The 21,254-nt window shown below is 36.8% G+C and carries 19 protein-coding genes; all 19 read left to right on the top strand.

The window, feature by feature from the left end:
• Nucleotides 1-160 precede the first annotated feature (160 nt).
• The 19 genes from gltX (at nucleotide 161) to HMPREF1630_RS05975 (ending at nucleotide 21,222) form a co-directional block, all read left to right on the top strand.
• Nucleotides 161-1,642, top strand: a complete 1,482-nt coding sequence (gltX, locus tag HMPREF1630_RS06065; protein ID WP_037328066.1) for a glutamate--tRNA ligase — start codon at nucleotides 161-163, stop codon at nucleotides 1,640-1,642.
• Entirely contained in the window at nucleotides 1,642-3,060 is a 1,419-nt protein-coding gene (cysS, locus tag HMPREF1630_RS06060) for a cysteine--tRNA ligase (protein WP_037328062.1), read from the top strand. Before gltX ends, cysS begins: the two co-directional genes overlap by 1 nt.
• Complete coding sequence (gene rlmB, locus HMPREF1630_RS06055) at nucleotides 3,060-3,764, top strand: 23S rRNA (guanosine(2251)-2'-O)-methyltransferase RlmB (protein WP_037328059.1); 705 nt, start codon at nucleotides 3,060-3,062, stop codon at nucleotides 3,762-3,764. Before cysS ends, rlmB begins: the two co-directional genes overlap by 1 nt.
• Nucleotides 3,751-4,275 carry a YacP-like NYN domain-containing protein gene (locus HMPREF1630_RS06050; protein WP_037328056.1) on the top strand — a complete coding sequence of 175 codons (525 nt, stop codon included), beginning with the start codon at nucleotides 3,751-3,753 and terminating at the stop codon, nucleotides 4,273-4,275. The genes rlmB and HMPREF1630_RS06050 overlap by 14 nt, the downstream gene beginning before the upstream one ends.
• Nucleotides 4,276-4,305: 30 nt before the next feature.
• Complete coding sequence (locus tag HMPREF1630_RS06045; RefSeq protein ID WP_037328054.1) at nucleotides 4,306-5,328, top strand: sigma-70 family RNA polymerase sigma factor; 1,023 nt, start codon at nucleotides 4,306-4,308, stop codon at nucleotides 5,326-5,328.
• Between the two features lie 162 nt (nucleotides 5,329-5,490).
• Nucleotides 5,491-6,504, top strand: a complete 1,014-nt coding sequence (locus HMPREF1630_RS09655; RefSeq protein WP_037328051.1) for an SHOCT domain-containing protein — start codon at nucleotides 5,491-5,493, stop codon at nucleotides 6,502-6,504.
• A gap of 100 nt (nucleotides 6,505-6,604) precedes the next feature.
• Nucleotides 6,605-7,327, top strand: a complete 723-nt coding sequence (locus tag HMPREF1630_RS06035; protein WP_037328048.1) for an ABC transporter ATP-binding protein — start codon at nucleotides 6,605-6,607, stop codon at nucleotides 7,325-7,327.
• A complete protein-coding gene (locus HMPREF1630_RS06030) occupies nucleotides 7,320-8,969 on the top strand; it encodes a hypothetical protein (protein ID WP_037328045.1) in 1,650 nt (549 codons plus the stop codon). Before HMPREF1630_RS06035 ends, HMPREF1630_RS06030 begins: the two co-directional genes overlap by 8 nt.
• A gap of 59 nt (nucleotides 8,970-9,028) precedes the next feature.
• Nucleotides 9,029-9,823: a hypothetical protein gene (locus tag HMPREF1630_RS06025; RefSeq protein ID WP_037328042.1), complete on the top strand. Its 795-nt coding sequence runs from the start codon at nucleotides 9,029-9,031 to the stop codon at nucleotides 9,821-9,823.
• Nucleotides 9,814-10,308 carry an FUSC family protein gene (locus HMPREF1630_RS06020; RefSeq protein WP_037328040.1) on the top strand — a complete coding sequence of 165 codons (495 nt, stop codon included), beginning with the start codon at nucleotides 9,814-9,816 and terminating at the stop codon, nucleotides 10,306-10,308. The genes HMPREF1630_RS06025 and HMPREF1630_RS06020 overlap by 10 nt, the downstream gene beginning before the upstream one ends.
• 190 nt (nucleotides 10,309-10,498) lie before the next feature.
• Nucleotides 10,499-11,866, top strand: a complete 1,368-nt coding sequence (locus tag HMPREF1630_RS06015) for a DUF3798 domain-containing protein (RefSeq protein ID WP_231549519.1) — start codon at nucleotides 10,499-10,501, stop codon at nucleotides 11,864-11,866.
• A 71-nt stretch (nucleotides 11,867-11,937) separates the two neighbouring features.
• Entirely contained in the window at nucleotides 11,938-13,515 is a 1,578-nt protein-coding gene (locus tag HMPREF1630_RS06010) for a sugar ABC transporter ATP-binding protein (RefSeq protein ID WP_037328036.1), read from the top strand.
• Nucleotides 13,508-14,584 (top strand): ABC transporter permease subunit, encoded by a 1,077-nt coding sequence (locus HMPREF1630_RS06005; RefSeq protein ID WP_037328033.1) that lies wholly within the window; start codon nucleotides 13,508-13,510, stop codon nucleotides 14,582-14,584. The genes HMPREF1630_RS06010 and HMPREF1630_RS06005 overlap by 8 nt, the downstream gene beginning before the upstream one ends.
• Nucleotides 14,577-15,701: an ABC transporter permease subunit gene (locus HMPREF1630_RS06000; protein ID WP_037328030.1), complete on the top strand. Its 1,125-nt coding sequence runs from the start codon at nucleotides 14,577-14,579 to the stop codon at nucleotides 15,699-15,701. Before HMPREF1630_RS06005 ends, HMPREF1630_RS06000 begins: the two co-directional genes overlap by 8 nt.
• A 205-nt stretch (nucleotides 15,702-15,906) precedes the next feature.
• Entirely contained in the window at nucleotides 15,907-16,449 is a 543-nt protein-coding gene (locus HMPREF1630_RS05995; protein ID WP_037328028.1) for an ECF transporter S component, read from the top strand.
• Between the two features lie 55 nt (nucleotides 16,450-16,504).
• Nucleotides 16,505-17,143: a CpXC domain-containing protein gene (locus tag HMPREF1630_RS05990; protein WP_037328025.1), complete on the top strand. Its 639-nt coding sequence runs from the start codon at nucleotides 16,505-16,507 to the stop codon at nucleotides 17,141-17,143.
• 45 nt (nucleotides 17,144-17,188) lie between these two features.
• Nucleotides 17,189-18,490, top strand: a complete 1,302-nt coding sequence (locus tag HMPREF1630_RS05985) for a radical SAM protein (RefSeq protein WP_037328022.1) — start codon at nucleotides 17,189-17,191, stop codon at nucleotides 18,488-18,490.
• 3 nt (nucleotides 18,491-18,493) lie between these two features.
• Nucleotides 18,494-19,894 carry a beta-Ala-His dipeptidase gene (gene pepD, locus HMPREF1630_RS05980; RefSeq protein ID WP_037328019.1) on the top strand — a complete coding sequence of 467 codons (1,401 nt, stop codon included), beginning with the start codon at nucleotides 18,494-18,496 and terminating at the stop codon, nucleotides 19,892-19,894.
• Nucleotides 19,895-20,394: 500 nt separating this feature from the next.
• Complete coding sequence (locus HMPREF1630_RS05975; protein WP_037328017.1) at nucleotides 20,395-21,222, top strand: class I SAM-dependent methyltransferase; 828 nt, start codon at nucleotides 20,395-20,397, stop codon at nucleotides 21,220-21,222.
• The last annotated feature ends 32 nt before the right edge of the window (nucleotides 21,223-21,254 follow it).

Below are 21,254 nucleotides of genomic sequence, written 5' to 3'. Positions count from 1 at the left end.
AAAAATAAAAATCAACCTTGACAAGGTTGATTTTTGTAGTAATAGATGTTATAATTAGATGAGTTAAGGTTAAGTTAGGAGGGGAAGTTTTACTTCCCTTATTTACTTATCTATCTAAAAGACGAATTTGATGAAAAATAGAAAGAAAAAGGAGTTATTAATGAGCGAAGTTAGAGTAAGATTTGCACCATCCCCAACAGGATATTTGCATATAGGTGGTCTTAGGACAGCCCTATTTAATTACCTATACGCAAGGCATACTGGTGGAAAGATGCTTTTGAGAATAGAAGACACAGACAGGACTAGGTTTGTTGAAGGCGCTTTAGAGAACCTTCTAAAGGCTCTAAAATGGTCTGGAGTAGAAATTGACGAAGGTGTTATGCTTGATGAAAATGGTCATGTTACAGAAAAAGGTGACTGTGGTCCATATATCCAATCAGAAAGGGTGAAGGCAGGCATCTATGACAAATACATCGACCAATTAATCGAAGAAGGTAAGGCTTACTATTGCTTCTGCTCCCAAGAAAGAGTCGATAAGGTTAGAGACCAAATGAGAGCTGATGGCCTTACACCAAAATACGATGGTCTTTGCAGGTCTATTCCACTAGAAGAAGCTAAACAAAGAGTTGCCAATGGGGAAGAGCACACAGTTAGACTAAAACTACCTAAGGACTATGATATTTCCTTTAATGACAGGATTAAGGGCAAGATTACCTTTAATACTGACGACCAAGACGACCAAGTCCTTATAAAAAGAGATGGTTACCCAACCTACCACTTTGCTGTAGTTGTAGACGATCATTTGATGGGTATTACCCACGTTGTACGTGGCGATGAGTGGATTTCATCAACACCAAAGCACGTTTATCTTTACGAAGCCTTTGGTTGGCAAGCTCCAGAATATATCCACCTACCTACAGTTTTAAATAAGGACCACAAAAAATATTCAAAGAGAAACGGCGACGGCATGGTAGAAGACTTCATTGAAGAAGGCTATACACCAGAAGGTCTTATAAACTTCCTTTCACTCCTAGGTTGGTCACCAGACAGTGAAGAAGAAATCTTCACCATGGAAGAATTAGCAAAACAATTTGATTTTGACAGGGTAAATAAAACTGGTGCTGTTTTTGACAAGAAAAAACTTGACTGGGTTAACGGTCACTATGTAAGAGAATTAAGTCCAGAAGAACTTGCCAAAGACATCAAGCCATACATGATTAAGGCTGGCTTAATTGACGAATCTTATGACCACGACAAATTAGTTCTCCTTGCAGAAACATGGCAATCAGCCATTGATAAGTTCTCAGATGCACCAGAACTTGCTAAAAACTACTATATCAAGAGTGATGAAATAGAATATGACGATGACGCAAAAGAGGCAATTTCAACAGAAAATGCTAAAACTCTCTTTGCTGCATTTTTAAACCAACTTGACCAAGTAGATGAAATTGACGCTGATTTTGCTAAATCAGTTATGAAAACTATCCAAAAAGAAACAGGTATCAAGGGTAAGGACCTATGGTTCCCAGTAAGGGCGGCAGTTACAGGTTCAGTTCATGGACCAGACCTATCAAATGCCTTTTTAATAATGGGTAAGGACCTAGTTAAGGATAGGCTAGAATACGTAAGGGATAATTTTTAATGAAGATTTACAATACTCTTAGCAGAACTAAGGAAGTATTTAAACCAATTGAAGAAAATAAAATAAAAATGTACGTCTGCGGACCTACAGTTTATGATTATATGCACATAGGAAACGCCAGACCTTTGGTGATTTTTGACACCTTTAGGCGTTTTATGACCTATAGGGGTTATGATGTGACCTATGTGGTAAATTTCACCGATGTTGACGATAAGATTATAAAAAAATCTATCGAAGAGGGCATCACAACCAAGGAAGTCACAGACCGTTACATTGCCCAATACGTGACAGATGCCAAAGCCCTAAACCTAGACGAAGAAGATACTATCCACCCAAGGGCAACCGAGGTTATGGATGATATTATAAATTTCGTTAAGGGTCTTATTGATAAGGGTATGGCCTATGTTTCAGACGGCGATGTTTACTTTGATGTAAGCAAAAAAACTGACTACGGTAAATTATCAAGAAAAAATCTTGACGATCTAGTTCATGGTGCAAGCCAAAGGCTTGATGACAATGACGCAGGAAAAAAGAAAAACCCTGCAGATTTCACCCTTTGGAAGGCAACTAAGCTTTCCGGTGAAGTCGCCTGGGATAGCCCGTGGGGTAAGGGTAGACCAGGTTGGCACATAGAATGTTCTACCATGAATAAGAAAATTTTGGGAGATACAATTGACATCCATGCCGGTGGCGAAGATTTGGAATTTCCTCACCACGAAAATGAAATTGCCCAATCTGAAGCCCTAAATGAAGTGAAATTTGCTAACTATTGGATGCACAACGGGATGATTCAGGTAAATGGATCAAAGATGAGTAAGTCTGTCGGAAATTTCTTTACCCTTGATGATATCAAGAAGGAATACGACCTGATGACTATTAGGTTCTGGCTTCTTACAACATCCTATAGGCAGCCAATAAATTTTACTAAGGAAATAATCGACCAGGCTCAAGCATCTTTAGATAGGCTAAACAATGCTTATTTCAAGGCGGAAGAATTACTCGCAAAGACAAGCGAAAAAGAAATTTCAAGTGCGGAAAAAGATTTACTTCAAATCCTAGTTGATAAGGAAAATGAATTTGTAAGTGTAATGGAAGATGACCTAAACACTGCAGATGCCATCACAGTTTTATTTGATTTAGCAAAATTCATCAATACAAATTTAGATGGTGATTCTTCAAAAGATTTTGTGGAAAAAACTTTTGAAACATACTCTAGACTCTATGATGTCCTTGGACTTCTTGCCAAGAAGAAGGAAAGCGAAGTAGACGAAGCCTTTATAGAAGAAAAAATCGCAGAGAGAAACGCTGCTAAAAAGGCAAAAGATTTTGCAAAAGCTGATAAAATTAGGGATGACCTTAAAGAAATGGGCATCATCCTTAAGGATACCAGAGAAGGTACCAAGTGGGAGATAGGCTGATGGATAAGATTTACGGCAGAAAACCTGTAATCGACGCCATTGATTCAGGTGTAAAAATCTATAAGGCCTTTGTTATCAAACAAAATTCTAAGATTGTCGAAGAAATTATTGCAAAGCTCAATAAGGCGGATGTTGAGATAAATTTTGTAGATAAGAGATTTTTTGATAAAATAGAATTGAACCACCAGGGTGTTATGGTCGAGGCAGAATCATTTGAGTACAAGGACTTAAGAGATTTGGATAAATACCAAAGGCTTATAATCCTTGACCAAATCGAGGACCCTCACAATCTTGGTGCAATCATCAGGAGCGCAGAAAGCTTTGGCTTTGACGGGGTGATTATTCCTGAAAGAAGGAGTGCATCCGTAAGTCCAATAGTTTATAAAACCAGTGCAGGAGCTATTAACAATATAAATATTATCATGGTTAAAAACACCAACAGGGCCATAGAAGAAATCAAAGAAGCAGGATTTTGGGTCTATGGACTAGCTGGTGAGGCCTCTTCGCCAATCGATCAAGTGGACCTTAAGGGTAAGGTTTGTTTGATAGTTGGTAACGAAGGCAAGGGCCTATCTAGACTTGTAAGGGAAAATTGTGATATACTTATTAATATACCAATGAAGGGTTTTGTAAATAGCTTAAATGCATCTGTAGCCTCAGCCATTGCCATGTATGAGGTTTTAAGACAAAATGGTTTTAGTTAAGAAAAATATAACCTATGTCGATGGCTACAATGTAATAAATAAGTGGCCAAAACTAAGGGAAGCTACCAGAGAAAGCTTAGCAACAGCAAGGGATAATCTCATAGAAGATTTAGCTGAGTATAGCTTTCTTACCGGGGAAAAATTGGTGATAGTTTTTGATGCCTACAACCTTGATAGGCTCAAGGAAACGAGCATCGAAAAATATGGGATGAAGATAGTTTTTACCAAGAGGTTTCAAACGGCTGATACCTATATTGAGGCAGAGCTAGCAAGAATTGCCAGAAGGCACAACGTCAAGGTAGTTACAGACGATGGGCAAGTCCAAAACATGGCCCTTGTGAAGGGGGCAGTGAGGATGACAGCCCTTGAACTTAAAACTGATCTTGATATATTAAGGTCCAAGATTAAAAAAACTAAGAAGGCAAGTTTTAACCAAAACTACGATGCCTATCCCATTTCTAAAACCTTAAAAGCTAAGCTAGATGAGCTTAAAATAGACCTAGATGACTAGGTAGGTAAATAAATTCAAACGGGTGATAAGATGGATAAAATAAATTTAAAAGATACGGAAACTTTAGAAAAGCTTAGAGATTATCTTGATACAAGTGATTTGAGTGATGAAGAGCTCACCCAACTTGTAGAAGCGATGACCGATGAGCAAAGAGAAGAAATTCTAGACATCATTTCTGAAGAAGACGACGAAGACTTTGATGATGACGACGACCTAATTGGTTCTGCCAAAAAGGGAGTGAATACTTCCCTTGCCCCTATCAGACGCAAGGATATGATGAAATTATCTGACCTAAACAACGAAGAAATAGTGGAGCAATTCCAACTAGGCAACCAAAACGCTCTAGCAGCCCTTGTTGAAAAAAACCAAGGACTTGTAAGGAGCAGAGCCTCATATTTCTTTAGGTCTCATGGCAATGATTTAGACCTAGAAGATTTGGTCCAATCTGGCATGCTTGGCATGATAAGGGCTGCAGAAAAATTTGACCTAACCCTAGGATACAAATTTACAACCTACGCCTACAAATGGATAGACAAGGCAATCAGAAAGGCCATCAACAAAGAAGGACATACAATCAGAATACCAGCAGGTAAGTACTTAAAATTAAATAAATTAAAACAAATTCTAAAAGCCAACCCAGAAGCAAGCGATGAAGAGATTTACAGAATCCTAGAAAACGAAGGAATAAATAAAAAACAAGCAGATGATTTATTCCTAATTAATAGAAACCAAGTAAACTCAACATCCCTAAACATCAACCTCGATAGTGAAGACTCCACAGGTGATGAGCTAATGGACATGGTAGGCGACGAGTCAACCCCAGTAGATATGCTAATTCTTGAAAAGGATATGGAAAATTTCCTCATGCAAGCCCTTGACCAGCTAACAGACAGGGAAAAGCAAATTATAATCTACAGGTACGGCCTAGATAACGAAAAACCAAAGACCCTAGAGCAAATCGGAGCAATCTACGACCTATCTCGTGAGAGAATCCGTCAAATAGAAAACCAAGCCCTAGGAAAATTAAAAGATTATTCTGATTCAATTGGATAAAAAATATTAATTACAAGACTTATTCACTAAAATTCAGCTGAGTAAGTCTTTTTTTTGAAAAAATTTCTTGGATATATAAGGATTATAAAAATATTAATTTGATTTATGATATAATTAAATTATTAAAATAGATTAATAAAATAGAAAATAATTGAGGTAACTATGGAAAATAAGCAAATTGTAAAAGAATATATGCTAGAAGATATCATAGGTAAGTCTATACAAGTTCCAGGAGTTAAGGTTGATAGAAAAAAATTTCTTGCAGAAGTATTTAGTGGTTATTGTGAAAGTTTGGATGAATTAATAGACAAGGGCCCTATAGGAATAGGAATGGACCAAAAAACACTTGATATAATTGCTAGTAAATTGATTTTTAAAAGAACTAGCCAGTCGTCAATGGCATCATTTGTAACTGGACTTCCTGGAGGTTTGGCAATGGCTGCAACAATACCAGCTGATGTTTTGCAATTTTTTGCCATGGCTTTAAAACTTGCCCAAGAATTATCCTATATATACGGAGGAAGTGATATTTGGATAGATGGGTCAGTAGATGATGAGAAAGTTAGAGACCAACTCATCTTATATTCTGGTGTAATGTTTGGGGTATCGGGAGCAGTTTCTGGCCTTAGGGTCTTATCTACACAAGTGGCTAAAACAACAATGAAAAAAATCCCGCAAAAGGCCTTAACTAAGACAATCTGGTATCCTATTATAAAGAAAATATCTAGTCAGATTGGTATAAAAATGACAAAAACAACCTTGGCAAATGGGGTATCAAAAGCAGTTCCAATTGTAGGAGGGGTAATATCTGGATCATTAAATTTTGCATCTATGATGCCAGCTGCAAAAAGATTAAAAGCCACCCTCGAAGAATCTTGCTTTAATTATAATGATGAAAAATTTAATGAAGATATAGAAGTTTTATTAGAAGTAAGTGAAGAGGAAACAGAAGATAAAAATAAATTTATTCCTAAAGAAAAACTTTTGGAAGGATTAGATTTTACTAAAAATAGCCTTAATTCATTGAAATCAAAGATTAAAATTGGGAAAAATATATCAAAAGATAATACAGAAGATCCCTATGAAGAAATTAAAAAGTTAAAAGAATTATTAGATATGGGCATTATAAGCGAAGAAGAATTCGCTATGAAGAAAAAAGAACTCTTGAATTTATAAATTATTATTCATAACGTATAGGGTTTAATTTTGATCCATGTATGAAAATATTTAATGAATAATGAAATTGAGAAGCTTATTTAAATAAGAAAGGAATTATATGATAGAAGTAAAGAACTTTACCAAGGAATACACAGTCGAGAAAAAGGCTGTTGATGATATTTCTTTTGAGGCTAAGGATGGGGAAATCTTTGGATTTTTAGGCCCTAATGGGGCTGGCAAATCTACTACCATCAAGTCCATTGTAGGGATAAATTCAAAGACCAAGGGCGAGATTTTTATCAATGGCATTCGCTTAGAAGACGACCCAATGGCCTACAAGAGCCAGTTTTCCTATGTGCCAGATAATCCGGAATTATTCGAAAATTATTCGGGAAATGAATATATAAATTTCATCGCAGATATATATGGGGTTGACACTGAGACTAGAAAGCAAAGACTAGATTATTACCTAAACTTTTTTGACATTAGAGATGCTATGAAAGATCAAATTTCAACCTATTCCCATGGTATGGCTCAAAGACTTGCTATAATCGGTGCTCTAATCCATGACCCACAAGTTTTAATCCTTGATGAACCTATGGTTGGCCTTGATGCCAAGTCTGCCTACAATCTCAAACAAATTTTAAGGGAGAGGGCAAAGGCTGGCAAGTGCGTCATGTTTTCAACTCACGTTATGGAAGTGGCCCAAGAACTTTGCGACAGGATTGCAATTATTGCCAAGGGCAAGATTATCGCCATGGGAACTCTAGATGAAATCAAGCACATCGCAAATAATGATGGCACTCTTGAATCAATTTTCTTGGAGCTTACAGATGAATAAGTCTAATATCCTAACACTTTCAAAATACAGTCTTAAAGAGTCATTTTTTCCATATATGCCGAGGAAAACTGTCCCAAATATGCCAAAATCATATTTAGGTAGGATTTTGCTTTTAATATGGACTTATGTATTTTTTGGAGCGGTTTTTACAGGAGTTTTCAAGGCCTCTGCCTACCTTTACGTGGCAAACGATATGGCCTTTATGTATTTTACAAGCTTTGGCATGTCCATGACCCTAATGGTATTTCTATTTTACCTGCCACAAATTTTCTCAAACCTCTACACCAAGTCGGCCATAGCCAATTACCAAACAATGCCGATTAGGGAGGGCGAACTCTTTGTAGGGAAGGTTTTTGGCGGAGTTTTAAGCTTTGTGGACTTTTTCCTATATTTAATAATCGGCCTTGTCATATATTTTAAGGAAGCGGGCTTTGATCCTTGGGTTTTAGTAATGGGGCTAATATTGTATTTGCCAATGGTTTACCTACCTTATGGGATTTTGTCACTTTTCTTACTTGTAATAAAAAAGTTTACCAACGTCAATAGGCATGCAAAACTTTTTAAGACAATTGGCTATTTAATCATGTTTGGCATTATGGGAGTGATTTATTACTTCTCCTTTTCGGCATCAAATTCAAGTGGAATGGGAAAGATGAATGTAGACATAAATCAAATTACCCAAACTTTAAGCATGGTTTCAAATGTGTTTTTCAATGCAAAGATATATGGCCTTGCTGTGGCAGGAACAATGAGCCAAAGGCTTATTTTTACAGGTCTTATTTTTGCTTTGTGTTTACTTTTGGCCTTTATTTCCTATAAGATAGCCAATAAATTCTACTATGAAGCTGTCTTTGATGAACACCTTGATACATCAAAGAAAGAAGCGACTCCAAGCAAGGATATTAAAATCGAAGCGGGCAGCCAATTTAAGGCTATCTTCAAAAAAGACTTAAAAACACTTTTTTCAAATATAGTCTTTTTGTCAGGACCTCTTGGTATGGTCATGGTTATCTTAGTTATGGGCTTTGTCCAAGCGAGAACTGCTATGGAAGAATCGGGAGTTGACCCAGCTAGTCCAGAGCTTCTCCTATTTGCCTTTTTGATCTCCCTTGGAGTTGGGCTTTTCATCTGGCTAAACGGTGGCCTTGCCAATACCGCCCTATCAAGGGAAGGCAAGAGTTTTTATCTCATCCAGACCCTGCCAATTGACCCAAAAAGCCATATGAGGGCGAGATTTGCTGCAGCTTACGTGGTTGCCTGTGGGATAAACCTAATTCTTGCTCTAGCATACACATTTTTACTCAAACTTACGATTTTAGGAGGCTTGGTAATATTTGTAGGACTTTCTCTAACATGTGCTTTTGCCACTATGATTAGCCTTTACTTCGGAACTTTTATGGTCTACACCCAGTGGAAGAAACCTCAGGAAATCCAGCAAAGTGGAGGACTAAAGGCGGTTGGGATTTACTTAGGCTCTTTGCTAGTTATGGGTCTACTAGGACTTACTGTATTTGCTATCACAGAACTTACTGACAATATACTTATCGGTGCAGGCACAGGTCTTCTTGTAGTTTTAATAATAGTATTTCTAGTTTATAGGGCTACTCTTAAAAAATATACAAAGGGCTTTATGGACGTATAAAAATCCGGCTTTAAAAAGCTGGATTTTTTAGTATAGTAGGTAACTAGAAAGGAAGATTTATGGAATATCAAAAACCCTTTATTTATATAGATACAAACTTCAGTCCGGCCGACGGACTTTTCATAAAAATGGCGCTAGATTCCTTTGATTTTGAACTTGTGGGCCTATCTTCAAACAGGTCTTATATGTCAAGCGAAGCTGCCGGGGAAAATATTTTGGGCCTTATAAATAGCGAAGACTTATTTTTGTCTGTAGCAAAAAATTTTGATGATAAGAAATCAAAACTAGATGAAGAAATTTTCACACCAGTGGCTGATTATCTCGAAGAAGTCGACGCCTATGAGAATCTTTATGACCTTGCAAGTGACTGTGGCAGGCTAGATATAATCGCATCTGGTGACTTATCTAACATTGCCAAGGCCATTCGAGAATTTGATGACTTTATAGACTTCATAGACCACATTTTCTTATCTATCCCAGACTTAAAAAGTCAAACAAAAGAAGAATTAACAAACCTAGATTTGATTTTATCTTCAGGTATAAACCTCTTTGTCATTGACCAAAAATTTGCAGATAACTTCATCCTAGAAGAAAAAGATTTGGAAAATATCATAAAAACTCATCCACAAATGGAAAAACTTTTGAAATCTTATGATCAAGAACCTCTAATTGGTGTCATCCTTCTCTACTTATCCCAAAGACCAGAAGCCTTTATCTTTGAGGAGGCAGGTCTTAAGGTCAACTTCGATGAAAAATCCCTAGATAGGTCAGAAGCAAGACCTAAGATCTATATGGTAAATAAGGTCAACGAAGAAAGTTTTTATGATTATTTAAGAGCTATCCTATGCAAGTAAAATTTCCAGGACCAAGGATAAGAAAAACAGGTCTTGCTGTATTAATATCAATGATAATTTCCCACTACAGACCTGGAGAAGGCCTCGCCTTTTATTCGGCCATAGCGGCCATTATCTGTATGCAGCAAAATGTCCACCAAACTTTTCATAAGGGACTAGGCAGGATAATCGGTACTCTTTTTGGCGGCACTATAGGCCTTATCTATCTTTTGACTTTTCCAAGTAAAAAAATTCCAGATATTGTGGGTCTTTTTGTAATTGCCATCCTTGTTACGATAATTATCTGGGTCATGTCCATGATAAATAAAAAGGATGCTGTATCCATAGCAGGCATTGTGTTTTTATCGGTAACAATAAACCACGCAGGAGACCTAGTTCCCTTTAATTTTGCCCTAAACAGGGTGATAGATACCCTTATCGGTGTAATCGTAGCCTTTCTTGTAAATTATATAGACTTTAGACTAAAAGAATCTCTAAAATTTTGAACTAAATTTTGGAGATTTTTTCTTTGGAAAAAATAAAAAAATTATTCTTTGAGGAAAATGATAACAAGGTTAGGATGCTAGGACTTGCAAAAAATACTTGCGAAAGAGTTTGCTAAATCTATTTGACAATGTGGTAAAGCAAGTATATAATCATCACTATGATATAATAAAGGAGTAACAAATGAAACCGATGATGAAGAAAATGACATCACTATTTTTATTGGCTTTTGTATTTATGGGCCTAGTTGGATGTCAAAAAGTAGATGATAAAGCTGAAGATGCTGCTACAAAGCAAGAATCAACTGAAACAAAGGATGCAGCTGACAAAGATGCTAGTGAAGTAGCCGTAAACAACAAGGCGAAATTTGAAAAGCTTAAAGAGGGCGAAAAATTCCACATAGGTCTTGTCACTTCAACTGTATCTCAGAGTGAGGACGAGTTCCGTGGTGCCCAAGCTGTTATGGACAAGTATGGAAAAGCGTCTGAAGGTGGAATAATCGTACATGATACATACCCAGACAAGATTGAGACTGAAATGGAAACAACAATTTCTAAGATTAAGGCTATGGCTGATGATCCAGAAATGAAGGCAATCATCGTAAACCAATCAGTGCCAGGTACAACAGCAGCCTTTACAGAAATTAGAAAGTCTAGACCTGACATTATCCTTGTTAACCTTACACCTCAAGAAGACATCCTAATGACTTCAGGTGTATCAGACCTAGTAGTAGATGCTGATAATATTTCAAGAGGTTATAGGATGGTTAAGGCAGCACAAAAGATGGGTGCTAAGAAATTTGCTCACATCACCTTCCCAAGGCACATGGCAATTGAAACTCTTGCTATAAGACGTGCTATCATGGAAGAAGCTTGTAAGGACCTTGGTATGGAATTTATTTCCCTAAACGCACCAGATCCTACAACTGATATCGGTACACCAGGTGCCCAACAATACTTGGCTGAAAACATAGGACCATGGATTGAAAAATACGGCAAAGACACTGCATTTTTCACAACTAACGATGCCCTTACAGAACCACTCCTAAGGGGTGTTGCTGCTGGTGGAGCAATCTTTGTTGAGCCAGACCTTCCAAGCCCAATCATGGGTTATCCATCAGCTTTCTCTATAGGTCTTGATGATATAGCAGGCGATTGGCCAGCAATCCTAAAGAGAGTAGAACAAGTTGTAATCGAAAAAGGTGGTAAGGACAGGATGGGTACATGGGCATATTCACTTGGATATACCAGCACAGTATCTGCTGTTGACCTAGTTATTGATGTTTTAAACGGAAAAGCTGATATTACAAATCAAGATGATATTAAGAAGGCTTTTGAAGGTGAAACTCCTGGAGCTAAGTGGGTTGTTTCTAAGATGATTAATATGGCAAATGGACAAGAACTTCCTAACTACGCCCTAGTTGCCCAAGATACTTATGTATTTGGTAAGGGATACCTAGGAATGACAGAAGAAAAAGTTGACGAAAAGTATAGAAAAATTAACGTTAACGTAGAAGATATGGTTGAAAAGCAAAAAGAATCCGAAGGTAAATTCGAATAATTTTTTAGCCTAAGCGATGGAAAATTTTCCTCTGCTTAGGCTTTGCTAAGTAAAAGAGAAGTGAGTTATAGATGTTAATGGAAATTAGGGGCCTTAGTAAGAGCTTTGGTCAAAATAATGTTTTAAAAAATGTAAATTTTACTATAGATGAGGGAGAAGTTGTTGGCCTTGTTGGAGAAAACGGAGCTGGCAAGTCAACCCTTATGAATATTATCTTTGGTATGGAATTTATAAAAGATACTGGTGGCTATGAGGGAGAGATAATCCTTGATGGGGAAAAAATCGACTTCAAAAATCCGACCGATGCTCTAAAGGCAGGTATTGGGATGGTCCATCAAGAGTTTTCTCTCATACCAGGTTTTACTGTGGCTGAAAATGTGACTTTAAATATGGAAAAAACCAAACAAAGTCCAATTTCAAAAGTCTTTGGCAGGGGCTATGAACTAATAGATGCCAAGGCCAATATAGAAGATACAGAAAAAACTCTAGATAAACTAGGCTTGGATTTAAATCCAAAAGAATATGTAAGTGAATTACCAGTTGGCCACAAACAATTCATAGAAATAGCAAGAGAAATAAAAAGAGAAAATATCAAGCTTTTAATTATGGACGAGCCAACAGCAGTTTTGACTGAAAGCGAAGCAGATATCCTAATTTCTTCTCTAAAAAAACTTGCAGAAAAAGGTATAGCTGTTATTTTCATTTCCCACAGGCTAAGGGAAATCTTAGATCTTTGCGATAAGGTGATTGTCTTAAGAGATGGAGAAATAGTCGAAGATAGAGAGGCTAAGGGTCTTAAGATTAAGCAAATTGCAGGATGGATGATGGGAAAATCCAATAGGCAAGCCTATGTTGATGATGATCAAAGAGAAATTTATGAGGATGATATTATTTTCGAAGTCCAAAACCTCTACGTAGAAATGCCGGGCGAGATGGTTTATGATGCTAACTTTAAGGTTAGACGTGGAGAAATCTTTGGCCTAGCAGGTCTTGCTGGCCAAGGCAAACTTGGTATAGCCAATGGCATCTTGGGCACCTATCCAGTTAAGGGTAGGGCAATCTTTAATGGTGAAGAGTTGAAACTTTCTGATACCAGTTCAATTTTGAAAAAGAAAATCGCCTTTGTATCCGAGGACAGGCGTGGAGTAGGACTCTTGCTAGGCGAAGATATAGCCCTAAATATTGCCTTTAACGCTATGGAAGTTTTTGATAAGTTTATTAAGAAAATTTTCACTTTCAAATTTAGGGATGACGAGGCCATTGTTGCCAATGCCAACAAATATATAGACAGCCTCGCCATAAAGACCCAAGGACCTTATGAACTTGTAGGCAGGCTTTCTGGAGGCAACCAGCAAAAAGTATGCCTCGCCAAGGCTTTCACAATGAACCCGGACCTCCTATTTGTATCAGAGCCAACTAGGGGAATTGACATCGGGGCAAAAAGACTTGTCCTAGATTCCCTAAAAAAAGCTAATAGGGAAGATAAGACAACCATAATTATGATTTCTTCAGAACTTGAGGAACTTCAATCAGTTTGTGACAGGATAGGAGTTGTCTGCGAGGGTAAAATCGTTGGCGTCCTAGATCCTACAGCAAGTGCTGAAGACTTCGGTCTGTTGATGAGTGGAGAGGAGTTAGTAAATGAATAAAATTAAAAACTTTGTCGCAAAAGTTGGGATAGCAAGATTTATCATCGCCCTATTTTTGTTGAGCTTATTCATAGCTGCTCCTGCCGCAGGTATTAGCGTAAAAAGTTCTTTAGAAAATGTAATCGCGAGATTTGGTATGTTTGCCATCCTTGTCCTATCATTAATTCCAATGATAGAATCAGGTTGTGGTCTTAACTTCGGCATCCCAATCGGTATAGTGGCAGGAATTTTAGGTGCAGTTATTTCCCTGGAATTTAATATCACTGGCTTTGGAGGAATCTTTTTTGCCATGGTTATCGGCGCTACAATTGGAGTGGTTTTTGGTTTTGTTTATGGACTTTTACTTAACAAAATTATCGGCGATGAGATGCTGATTTCAACTTATGTTGGATTTTCTTTCACAGCCTTTATGTGTATAGCCTATGTATTCTTACCATTTAAAAATCCTGTTTCAGTCCTTTCTTACGGGGGAACTGGTCTTCGCCAGCAAATTCCTGTTGGGGACTATTGGATGAAAAATATTCAAAATTCCACCGGTGGAGTCAATTCTGTGGGGCTACTATCAGATTTTCTATCCTTTGACCTTTTTGGGGTGAGGATTCCTATAGGGATGCTTTTGTTTTTTGCTCTAGCAGCCATCCTAGTTTGGGGACTTTTTAGGACAAAAACTGGAACAGCCATGTCTGTAGTAGGATCTAACTACGAATATGCCAAGGCAAGTGGTATTAATATAAAAAAAGTAAGGCTTGAAGCCATAGTGCTTTCAACAGCTATAGCTGCTGTGGGTATAGTTGTATATCAACAATCTTATGGTTTCATCCAGCTTTACCAAGCACCAGCATCCTTCACTTTCCAGACTGTTGCATCAATTTTAATAGGTGGGGCGACCTTGAATAAGGCAAAAATTAGCCACGTTATTATTGGTACCCTCTTATTTCAAGGAGTAATTACCCTAACACCTACAGTTATCAACGGACTTTTGTCTATAGACGTCTCAGAGGTTATGAGACTTATCATAACAAACGGAATGATAGTTTATGCCCTCACAAGGAGGATTGACAATGATTAAAAATAAAATTTCAACCAGACACCTTGTACCTATAATGTTTATGGTGATATGCGTGGTGGGTTATATCCTAAGTGGGGCCCAGCTAGGATTTATTACAAGTGAGCTTGCAAATAGGCTTGTTCGTAATACCTTCTTAGTTCTAAGCTTGATTATCCCAATTATAGCAGGAATGGGCATAAACTTCGGTATCCCACTTGGAGCCATGGCTGCTCAGGTAGGCCTAATTTTCTCCCAAGATTTAGGTTTTACAGGTCTCCTGGGCATAGCAGTGGCTGCTGTAATCGCCTTTCCTATTGCCATTGTCCTCGGTATTTTTTCGGGCAATGTTTTAAATAGGGCCAAGGGTCGTGAGATGATTACATCTATGATGCTTTCATTTTTCATGCTAGGTGTTTACATGCTTGTAATCATGTTTTTTACAGGCACCATCATTCCTATCAGAGATAAGTCAATGCTTCTTTCATCTGGAGTGGGAATTAAAAATTCAATTAGCCTTGCAACTGCAGGTGCTATTGATAATGCCTTAAAATACAGGATTCAAATTCCCCTAGGCAAAGATCAGATTAAATTTGATGTACCAGTTTTAACTATTTTTATTATTGGTCTCTTATGTGTCTTTATCACATATTTTAAAAAGACCAAGCTCGGTCAAAACATGAGAGCTGTAGGTCTTGACCAAGGTGTAGCTAACAACTCCGGTCTTAATGCTGATAAGATAAGGGTAAAATCAATTGTTTATTCTACAGTTCTTGCAGCCTTCGGCCAGTTAATTTATTTGCAAAATATTGGTACACTTGCAACCTATGCAGGACTTGATCAAGCGGCCCTATATGCAGCTGCAGCCCTTCTAGTTGGAGGAGCATCAATCCTTAAGGCCTCTATTGTAAATGCTATAATCGGTACAGCCCTCTTTCACTTGATGTTCATCATCATGCCTCTTGCTGGCAAGGAAGTTACAGGGGATGCCATGGTCGGTGAATTCCTAAGGACCTTTATATCCTATGCCATAGTTACAATTTCATTAATCCTTCACGAATATAATAGGAAAAAGGAAATCAAGGAAAATAGGCTAAAAGCAATAGACGCTAACCAAAAAGCTGATAAGGTTGGTGCTTAAGATAAAATATTTTTTCATAGATTTTAGAAGCTAGGAGTCTAGCTTCTTTTTGATTTCAAAGCTAAGAAAAAAATAGAGATTAAAAATTGAATTAATATTTCTTTGGATTTTTTTAAAGGAAATTAGTTTAGATAAAATTTTCACAGATTTATTCTTATGGTATAATGTATGGGACGTGGTGTCAAAAATATAAAAAGGAGTTAGAATGAAAAAATTAAGCACACAGAAATTGGTATATATGGCACTTTTTGCAGCTCTTGTATACATATTTTCACGATTTTTCCAAATACCAATAGTAACCCCTCTTGGTCAAACAAGGTTCCACTTAGGAAACGTATTTTGCCTACTTGGTGGTCTCTTATTAGGGCCTATATATGGTGGCATTTCAGCTGGAGTTGGCTCTGCACTTTTTGATTTATTTGATCCGGTATATTTTACAAGTGCACCAATTACCTTTATAACAAAATTCGCCATGGCTTTTGTGGCAGGAATGATTTATAAGAACAGGGATAAGCTTGTCAATACTCAAAAGCTAGTTATCGCTGGCGTCCTAGGTCAAATCACCTACGTAATTTTATATTTAGGCAAGACCTTTATCAAAAACAGACTAATTTTAGGTTTAACTATGGAAGCAACCATGGCAGAAGTCATCCAAAAAGGTTCAGTTTCAATGGTAAATGCAGTTATATCTGTAATTGTAGCTACAATTGTTGCTATCCCTCTCCTTAAGGCTGTAAAATTTGAATAATAGTCCTCTTTTTTGGGTAAGTATAAGTTAAGCTTAAGAAAGAGAAAGGTTTGATATGGAAAAGAGAGAAAAAGTATTTGAAATAACTTGTCCTAAGTGTAGCAATAAATTTGAAAAGAGTTTACCAACAGCGATTTTTTCTTTGGGTGAACAAAGAGATGAGATTTTCCAAGGAAAATTTGCTGACATCACCTGTCCGTCATGTGCAAATGAATTTATTTTAAATTATCGTTTTGCCTACACAGATGAAATAAACCTCTTCATGATTGTAAACGACCCTGCCTTTGTGGATAAGAAGGCAAGGCTTGCTTTTTCGACAGGTCTAGGCCTTATTGGTGCAGAAAGAAAAGACGAACTTATCAAGCATAATTTAAGGATTACTTATGATTATCAAGCTTTGAAGGAGAAGATTTATATTTTTGAAGCTGGTCTTGATGATAGGGTAATCGAGCTAATGAAGTATTTTATTATCAATAGCGAAGACTTTGCCTACAAACTTAATCAGATTAAGGATTTTATTTTTACAGAAAATAAGGACTTTTACTTAGAAACTGTTTTGAATGTGGGACTTAAACTAGATTTTTCTGACATTCTTTATGAGACAATCTTAACTAACTACGGAGAATTTATCAAAAAGGATAGGAGTTTTTTAGTTGATAGGACTTGGGCAGAAAATTTTTTAAAGACAAATTAAAGAGGGCTTATGCCCTTTTTTACTTTATTATTTTGAGAGATAAAAATGAAAATATACCTTAAAGACAATAATAAAAGAAAAATAGCCTATGATATTTTAAATATTTTCCTAGACCATGAAGAGATGGATTTTACTGATGATGAAAGTGATGCAGAAATCAAAATTGGGGATGGTTTGGTTGATATTACCGGCCTAAATTTCTTTTTTAAAACAAACCAAGAATTGAAAATTATCTTATATGATTATCTGGCAAAAAAAACAGGCTACAAGTCGCCTTGGGGGACGCTCACAGGGTCTAAACCATCAAAGCTTTTGAAAAATAAAAGTCTAGGAGAAATCAAAAATACCTACAAACTTTCAGATGAAAAACTTAAGCTTTTAGAAAAAGTTAAGGAAAATCAAGGTAGGCTTAGTGTCTGCCAAGATGATTTTAGCCTCTATATCAACATCCCCTTCTGTCCGACTAGGTGTGATTATTGTTCCTACCCAACCCTAATCGGATCCCACCACGACAAGGGAACCTATGTGGCCTATCTCATAAGAGAGATTGAGGAAATTAATTTGCCTTCAAACCTTGATTCCATCTATATTGGTGGTGGGACTCCTTCCTACCTAACTGCAGATGAAATTGAAAAAATCCTAACAAGTATAAATAAAAAATTCACCTACAAGGAGCTTACATTCGAGGCTGGCAGGGAGGATACCCTGGATATTAAAAAGCTTGAAATCCTAAAAGCAGGGGGAGTGTCAAGGATTTCTTTGAATCCTCAAACCTTTAATAGGGAAATTTTGCAAAAATTAAATAGGGATATAGATATGGATCATTTCCTTAAGATTTATAAGGCTGCCAAGGACCTAGGATTTATTGTCAATATGGACTTTATAGTGGGTCTTGAAGGTGAAAGCGTGGATGATTTTTCTAAAAATTTCCCTATCCTCCAAGACCTCCTTCCGGATAATATTACCTTCCACGCCCTCGCCATAAAGTCTGGCTCAAAATACAATGAAAAAGGGTCAACAGGTGAGAGGGAGGATTCCTTAAAAATTGCTGAAAAGATAGGTGATTTTACAAGGGAAAATGCCTACGAGCCCTATTACCTCTACAGGCAAAAAAATATTATTTCGAACTTAGAAAATGTAGGCTACCAAAGAAATAATACTGCCCAGAGGTATAATGTAATCATAAATGAAGAAATCGGATCAATTCTTGGTCTTGGGATGAATGCCAATTCAAAATTGCTAATTGGCAAAAAGTTTAGAAATCCGAGAAATCTTAGGGACTACTACCAGGATTTTGAAAAAAATCTCTTAGCCAAGAATGAAATGATAGAAGAATTAAGGAGATAAAAAATGAATTACTCTGACCAAGTTTTAAAATATTTTAAACAACTCGCTAAAATTCCTAGGGAATCAGGCAACGAAAAAGAAGTTTCAGATTTTTTGGTAAACTTTGCCAAGGAAAGAAATTTAGAAGTAACCCAAGATGAGGCGTTAAATGTAATAATTAGAAAACCAGCCAGCATAGGATATGAAGACCACGCCATTGTTGCCCTCCAAGGTCACATGGATATGGTTTGTGTAAAGGTTGAAGGAAGTGACCACGATTTTGCCAAAGACTCAATCAAATTATTAGAAGAAGACGGTTGGATTACAGCTGATGGCACAACTTTAGGCGCTGATGATGGAATTGGTGTTGCTTTTATTTTAGCTGTTTTAGATGACGATAGCCTAAAGCATGGTCCAATCGAAGCGATAATTACCACAGAAGAAGAAACTTCTATGGGAGGTGCAGGAAGGCTTGACCTATCACAAATTACTGCTAAATACCTAATAAACATCGACTCCGAAGAAGAAGGCATTCTTACAGTAGGTTGTGCAGGTGGTCTTGACCTTGAAATCGAATTTGACAAAAAATTTGAAAAAGCAGATGGAGACTTCATAGAAGTAGGTCTAAAGGGCTTTGCAGGTGGCCATTCAGGTATGGAAATCGACGAATTTAGGCTAAATGCCAACAAAACTCTAGGTAGACTATTAGAAGGCATCGACGGCGTTCAAATCGCTACAATTTCAGGTGGAGTAAAGAGAAACGCCATCGCATCTAAAGCAAACGCTCTTGTTACAGTTCCTAATAAAGATAAAGAAATTAGCCTTATCAAAGAAAGAATTGCAGAAATTAAAAACGAATATAAAGACGTGGACCCAAAGGGAGAAATCTGGGTAAAAGAAGCTAGTTTTGATGGGGAAGTACTCACAAAAGAGCTTTCTAAAAATATAATAGATTTACTTTTTGTAATCCCAGATGGCCTTTACAAAAAAGTAGGAGATTCAATAGTAACAAGCTCAAACCTTGGCCTAATCGAAGATAGGGAAGGTGTAATCTGGATATCATCAATGTTCAGATCAGAAATCGACTCTCAAAAATTCTACAAGGCAGCTATCTCAAAGAAAATAGTAGAAAGTTTTGGGGCAAGGGCAGAAATCACAAGTGAATATTCAGGTTGGCAAAGGGAAGACAGCCCAATAATTGACCTTGCAAAAGAGGTTTGGAAAGACGTTCACGGAGATGAAATGCAAATAGCCACCACCCACGGTGGACTAGAATGCGGCCTCTTCAAGAAAACCCTAAAAGACACCGAAATGATCTCCTTTGGCCCAGCAATAGAAGGTGCCCACAGCCCAGAAGAAAGAGTAAACATAAAATCAATAGCAAATAACTTTGAATTCTTAATAGAATTATTAGAAAGAATTTAAGAGAAAAATTAAAACCACCCTGTTTTTAGATGGGGTGATTTTTTGTTGGTAAAATTAGAAAATATGTGATAAACTAGGGGTACAATGAAACTAATAATCGATATCATATAATGAGAGAGGGTCTTTAATTGTGACTTTGTACAAGACTATATGGATAGATCTTTTGGGTTCGTTCTTGATGTTTTTGTGATTGCGGCTTTAGCAACATAGGATTAACTTTGGTAATTCTATTTGAATACACAGTATTTCCAAGATGGCAAGCCCTATTCACACCTATATTTCTTTTAATCCTTATTTCCCTTGCTGACAGGTTACCAAAGGGATTGCATATGATTATTCGCGGAGGCTGGTTTAACTTAATATATTTTGTTTACTACTTATCTTTATTGATAAATTATACTAATATCAATTTATAAGATTATAAAGTAAAGGATTAAAATTATTGTTTTAGTTGTTAAAGGAAAATTTTATATAATTTATTATTTACAGGAGGAAATTTTATGAAACAAGTAAATTTTATGGATGACGATAAAACAAAGGCTGACTACAAAAATTGGGTTCCCAAAAGCTTGTTAAAGAATTTAATATTTGCAAGCCTTGCAGCTTTCATCCTATTTATAGCCTTTGGTGTCAGTGATTTTGTATTTAGTGGAAGAACTCGTCTAATATGTGCCCTTATTCTTGGGCTTGCAACGTTGATACTTATTTTCTTTGCAATCTGGATGAGATTTTTATATAGGGCTTTTGATTACAACGGGAAAAGAAAGCTTGCCAAAGTCATAATAGAGGGGACTGCCGACTATGTAAAGATCCCAGATGGTGGCGTGGGTTTAGATGTAGGATGTGGTAGCGGTGCACTTACAATTGCTTGCGCAAAGAAAAATCCAAAAGCGACCATGGTGGGCTGCGACATATGGAGTGGGACATATAAAAGTGAATTTTCTAAAAAACTCTGTGAAGACAATGCAAAATTAGAGGGAGTAGAAAATGTGAAATTTGAAGAAGGAAATGCAGTGAATCTCCCTTTTGAAGATGAAAGTTTTGATGCAGTGACAAGCAACTATGTTTATCACAATATTGCAGGGCAAAACAAACAAAAACTTTTACTAGAAACTTTTCGTGTACTTAAAAAAGGTGGAGTCTTTGTTATCCACGATTTGATGAATAAGTCAAGCTATGGAGATATGAATAAATTTATGGAAAAGCTGAAAAAGGATGGCTACCAAGATGTGCAATTAATTGATACAACAAAGGGTCTTTTTATGGGCCACAAAGAAGCTTTATTGTTAGGGCTTTCTGGATCAACTCTTCTAATTGGGAGAAAATAAAATTGTATTTAAATCAAAATAAAAAATTTTAG

Origin of the sequence: Anaerococcus lactolyticus S7-1-13 (genome assembly GCF_000758765.1) — a bacterium.
GTDB classification, from domain to species: domain Bacteria; phylum Bacillota; class Clostridia; order Tissierellales; family Peptoniphilaceae; genus Anaerococcus; species Anaerococcus lactolyticus.
This window is presented reverse-complemented; position numbering and strand designations above follow the sequence as displayed.

Excerpts from the sequence above, each read along its gene's own strand:
- HMPREF1630_RS06015 (WP_231549519.1), top strand. The coding sequence starts at position 10,499 with ATGATGAAGAAAATGACATCACTATTTTTATTGGCTTTTGTATTTATG.
- cysS (WP_037328062.1), top strand. The coding sequence starts at position 1,642 with ATGAAGATTTACAATACTCTTAGCAGAACTAAGGAAGTATTTAAACCA.
- HMPREF1630_RS06000 (WP_037328030.1), top strand. The coding sequence starts at position 14,577 with ATGATTAAAAATAAAATTTCAACCAGACACCTTGTACCTATAATGTTT.
- pepD (WP_037328019.1), top strand. The coding sequence starts at position 18,494 with ATGAATTACTCTGACCAAGTTTTAAAATATTTTAAACAACTCGCTAAA.
- HMPREF1630_RS06005 (WP_037328033.1), top strand. The coding sequence starts at position 13,508 with ATGAATAAAATTAAAAACTTTGTCGCAAAAGTTGGGATAGCAAGATTT.
- HMPREF1630_RS05975 (WP_037328017.1), top strand. The coding sequence starts at position 20,395 with ATGAAACAAGTAAATTTTATGGATGACGATAAAACAAAGGCTGACTAC.
- HMPREF1630_RS06030 (WP_037328045.1), top strand. The coding sequence starts at position 7,320 with ATGAATAAGTCTAATATCCTAACACTTTCAAAATACAGTCTTAAAGAG.
- HMPREF1630_RS06050 (WP_037328056.1), top strand. The coding sequence starts at position 3,751 with ATGGTTTTAGTTAAGAAAAATATAACCTATGTCGATGGCTACAATGTA.
- HMPREF1630_RS05985 (WP_037328022.1), top strand. The coding sequence starts at position 17,189 with ATGAAAATATACCTTAAAGACAATAATAAAAGAAAAATAGCCTATGAT.
- HMPREF1630_RS06035 (WP_037328048.1), top strand. The coding sequence starts at position 6,605 with ATGATAGAAGTAAAGAACTTTACCAAGGAATACACAGTCGAGAAAAAG.
- HMPREF1630_RS06025 (WP_037328042.1), top strand. The coding sequence starts at position 9,029 with ATGGAATATCAAAAACCCTTTATTTATATAGATACAAACTTCAGTCCG.
- HMPREF1630_RS06010 (WP_037328036.1), top strand. The coding sequence starts at position 11,938 with ATGTTAATGGAAATTAGGGGCCTTAGTAAGAGCTTTGGTCAAAATAAT.
- gltX (WP_037328066.1), top strand. The coding sequence starts at position 161 with ATGAGCGAAGTTAGAGTAAGATTTGCACCATCCCCAACAGGATATTTG.
- HMPREF1630_RS09655 (WP_037328051.1), top strand. The coding sequence starts at position 5,491 with ATGGAAAATAAGCAAATTGTAAAAGAATATATGCTAGAAGATATCATA.
- HMPREF1630_RS05995 (WP_037328028.1), top strand. The coding sequence starts at position 15,907 with ATGAAAAAATTAAGCACACAGAAATTGGTATATATGGCACTTTTTGCA.
- HMPREF1630_RS05990 (WP_037328025.1), top strand. The coding sequence starts at position 16,505 with ATGGAAAAGAGAGAAAAAGTATTTGAAATAACTTGTCCTAAGTGTAGC.
- HMPREF1630_RS06020 (WP_037328040.1), top strand. The coding sequence starts at position 9,814 with ATGCAAGTAAAATTTCCAGGACCAAGGATAAGAAAAACAGGTCTTGCT.
- rlmB (WP_037328059.1), top strand. The coding sequence starts at position 3,060 with ATGGATAAGATTTACGGCAGAAAACCTGTAATCGACGCCATTGATTCA.
- HMPREF1630_RS06045 (WP_037328054.1), top strand. The coding sequence starts at position 4,306 with ATGGATAAAATAAATTTAAAAGATACGGAAACTTTAGAAAAGCTTAGA.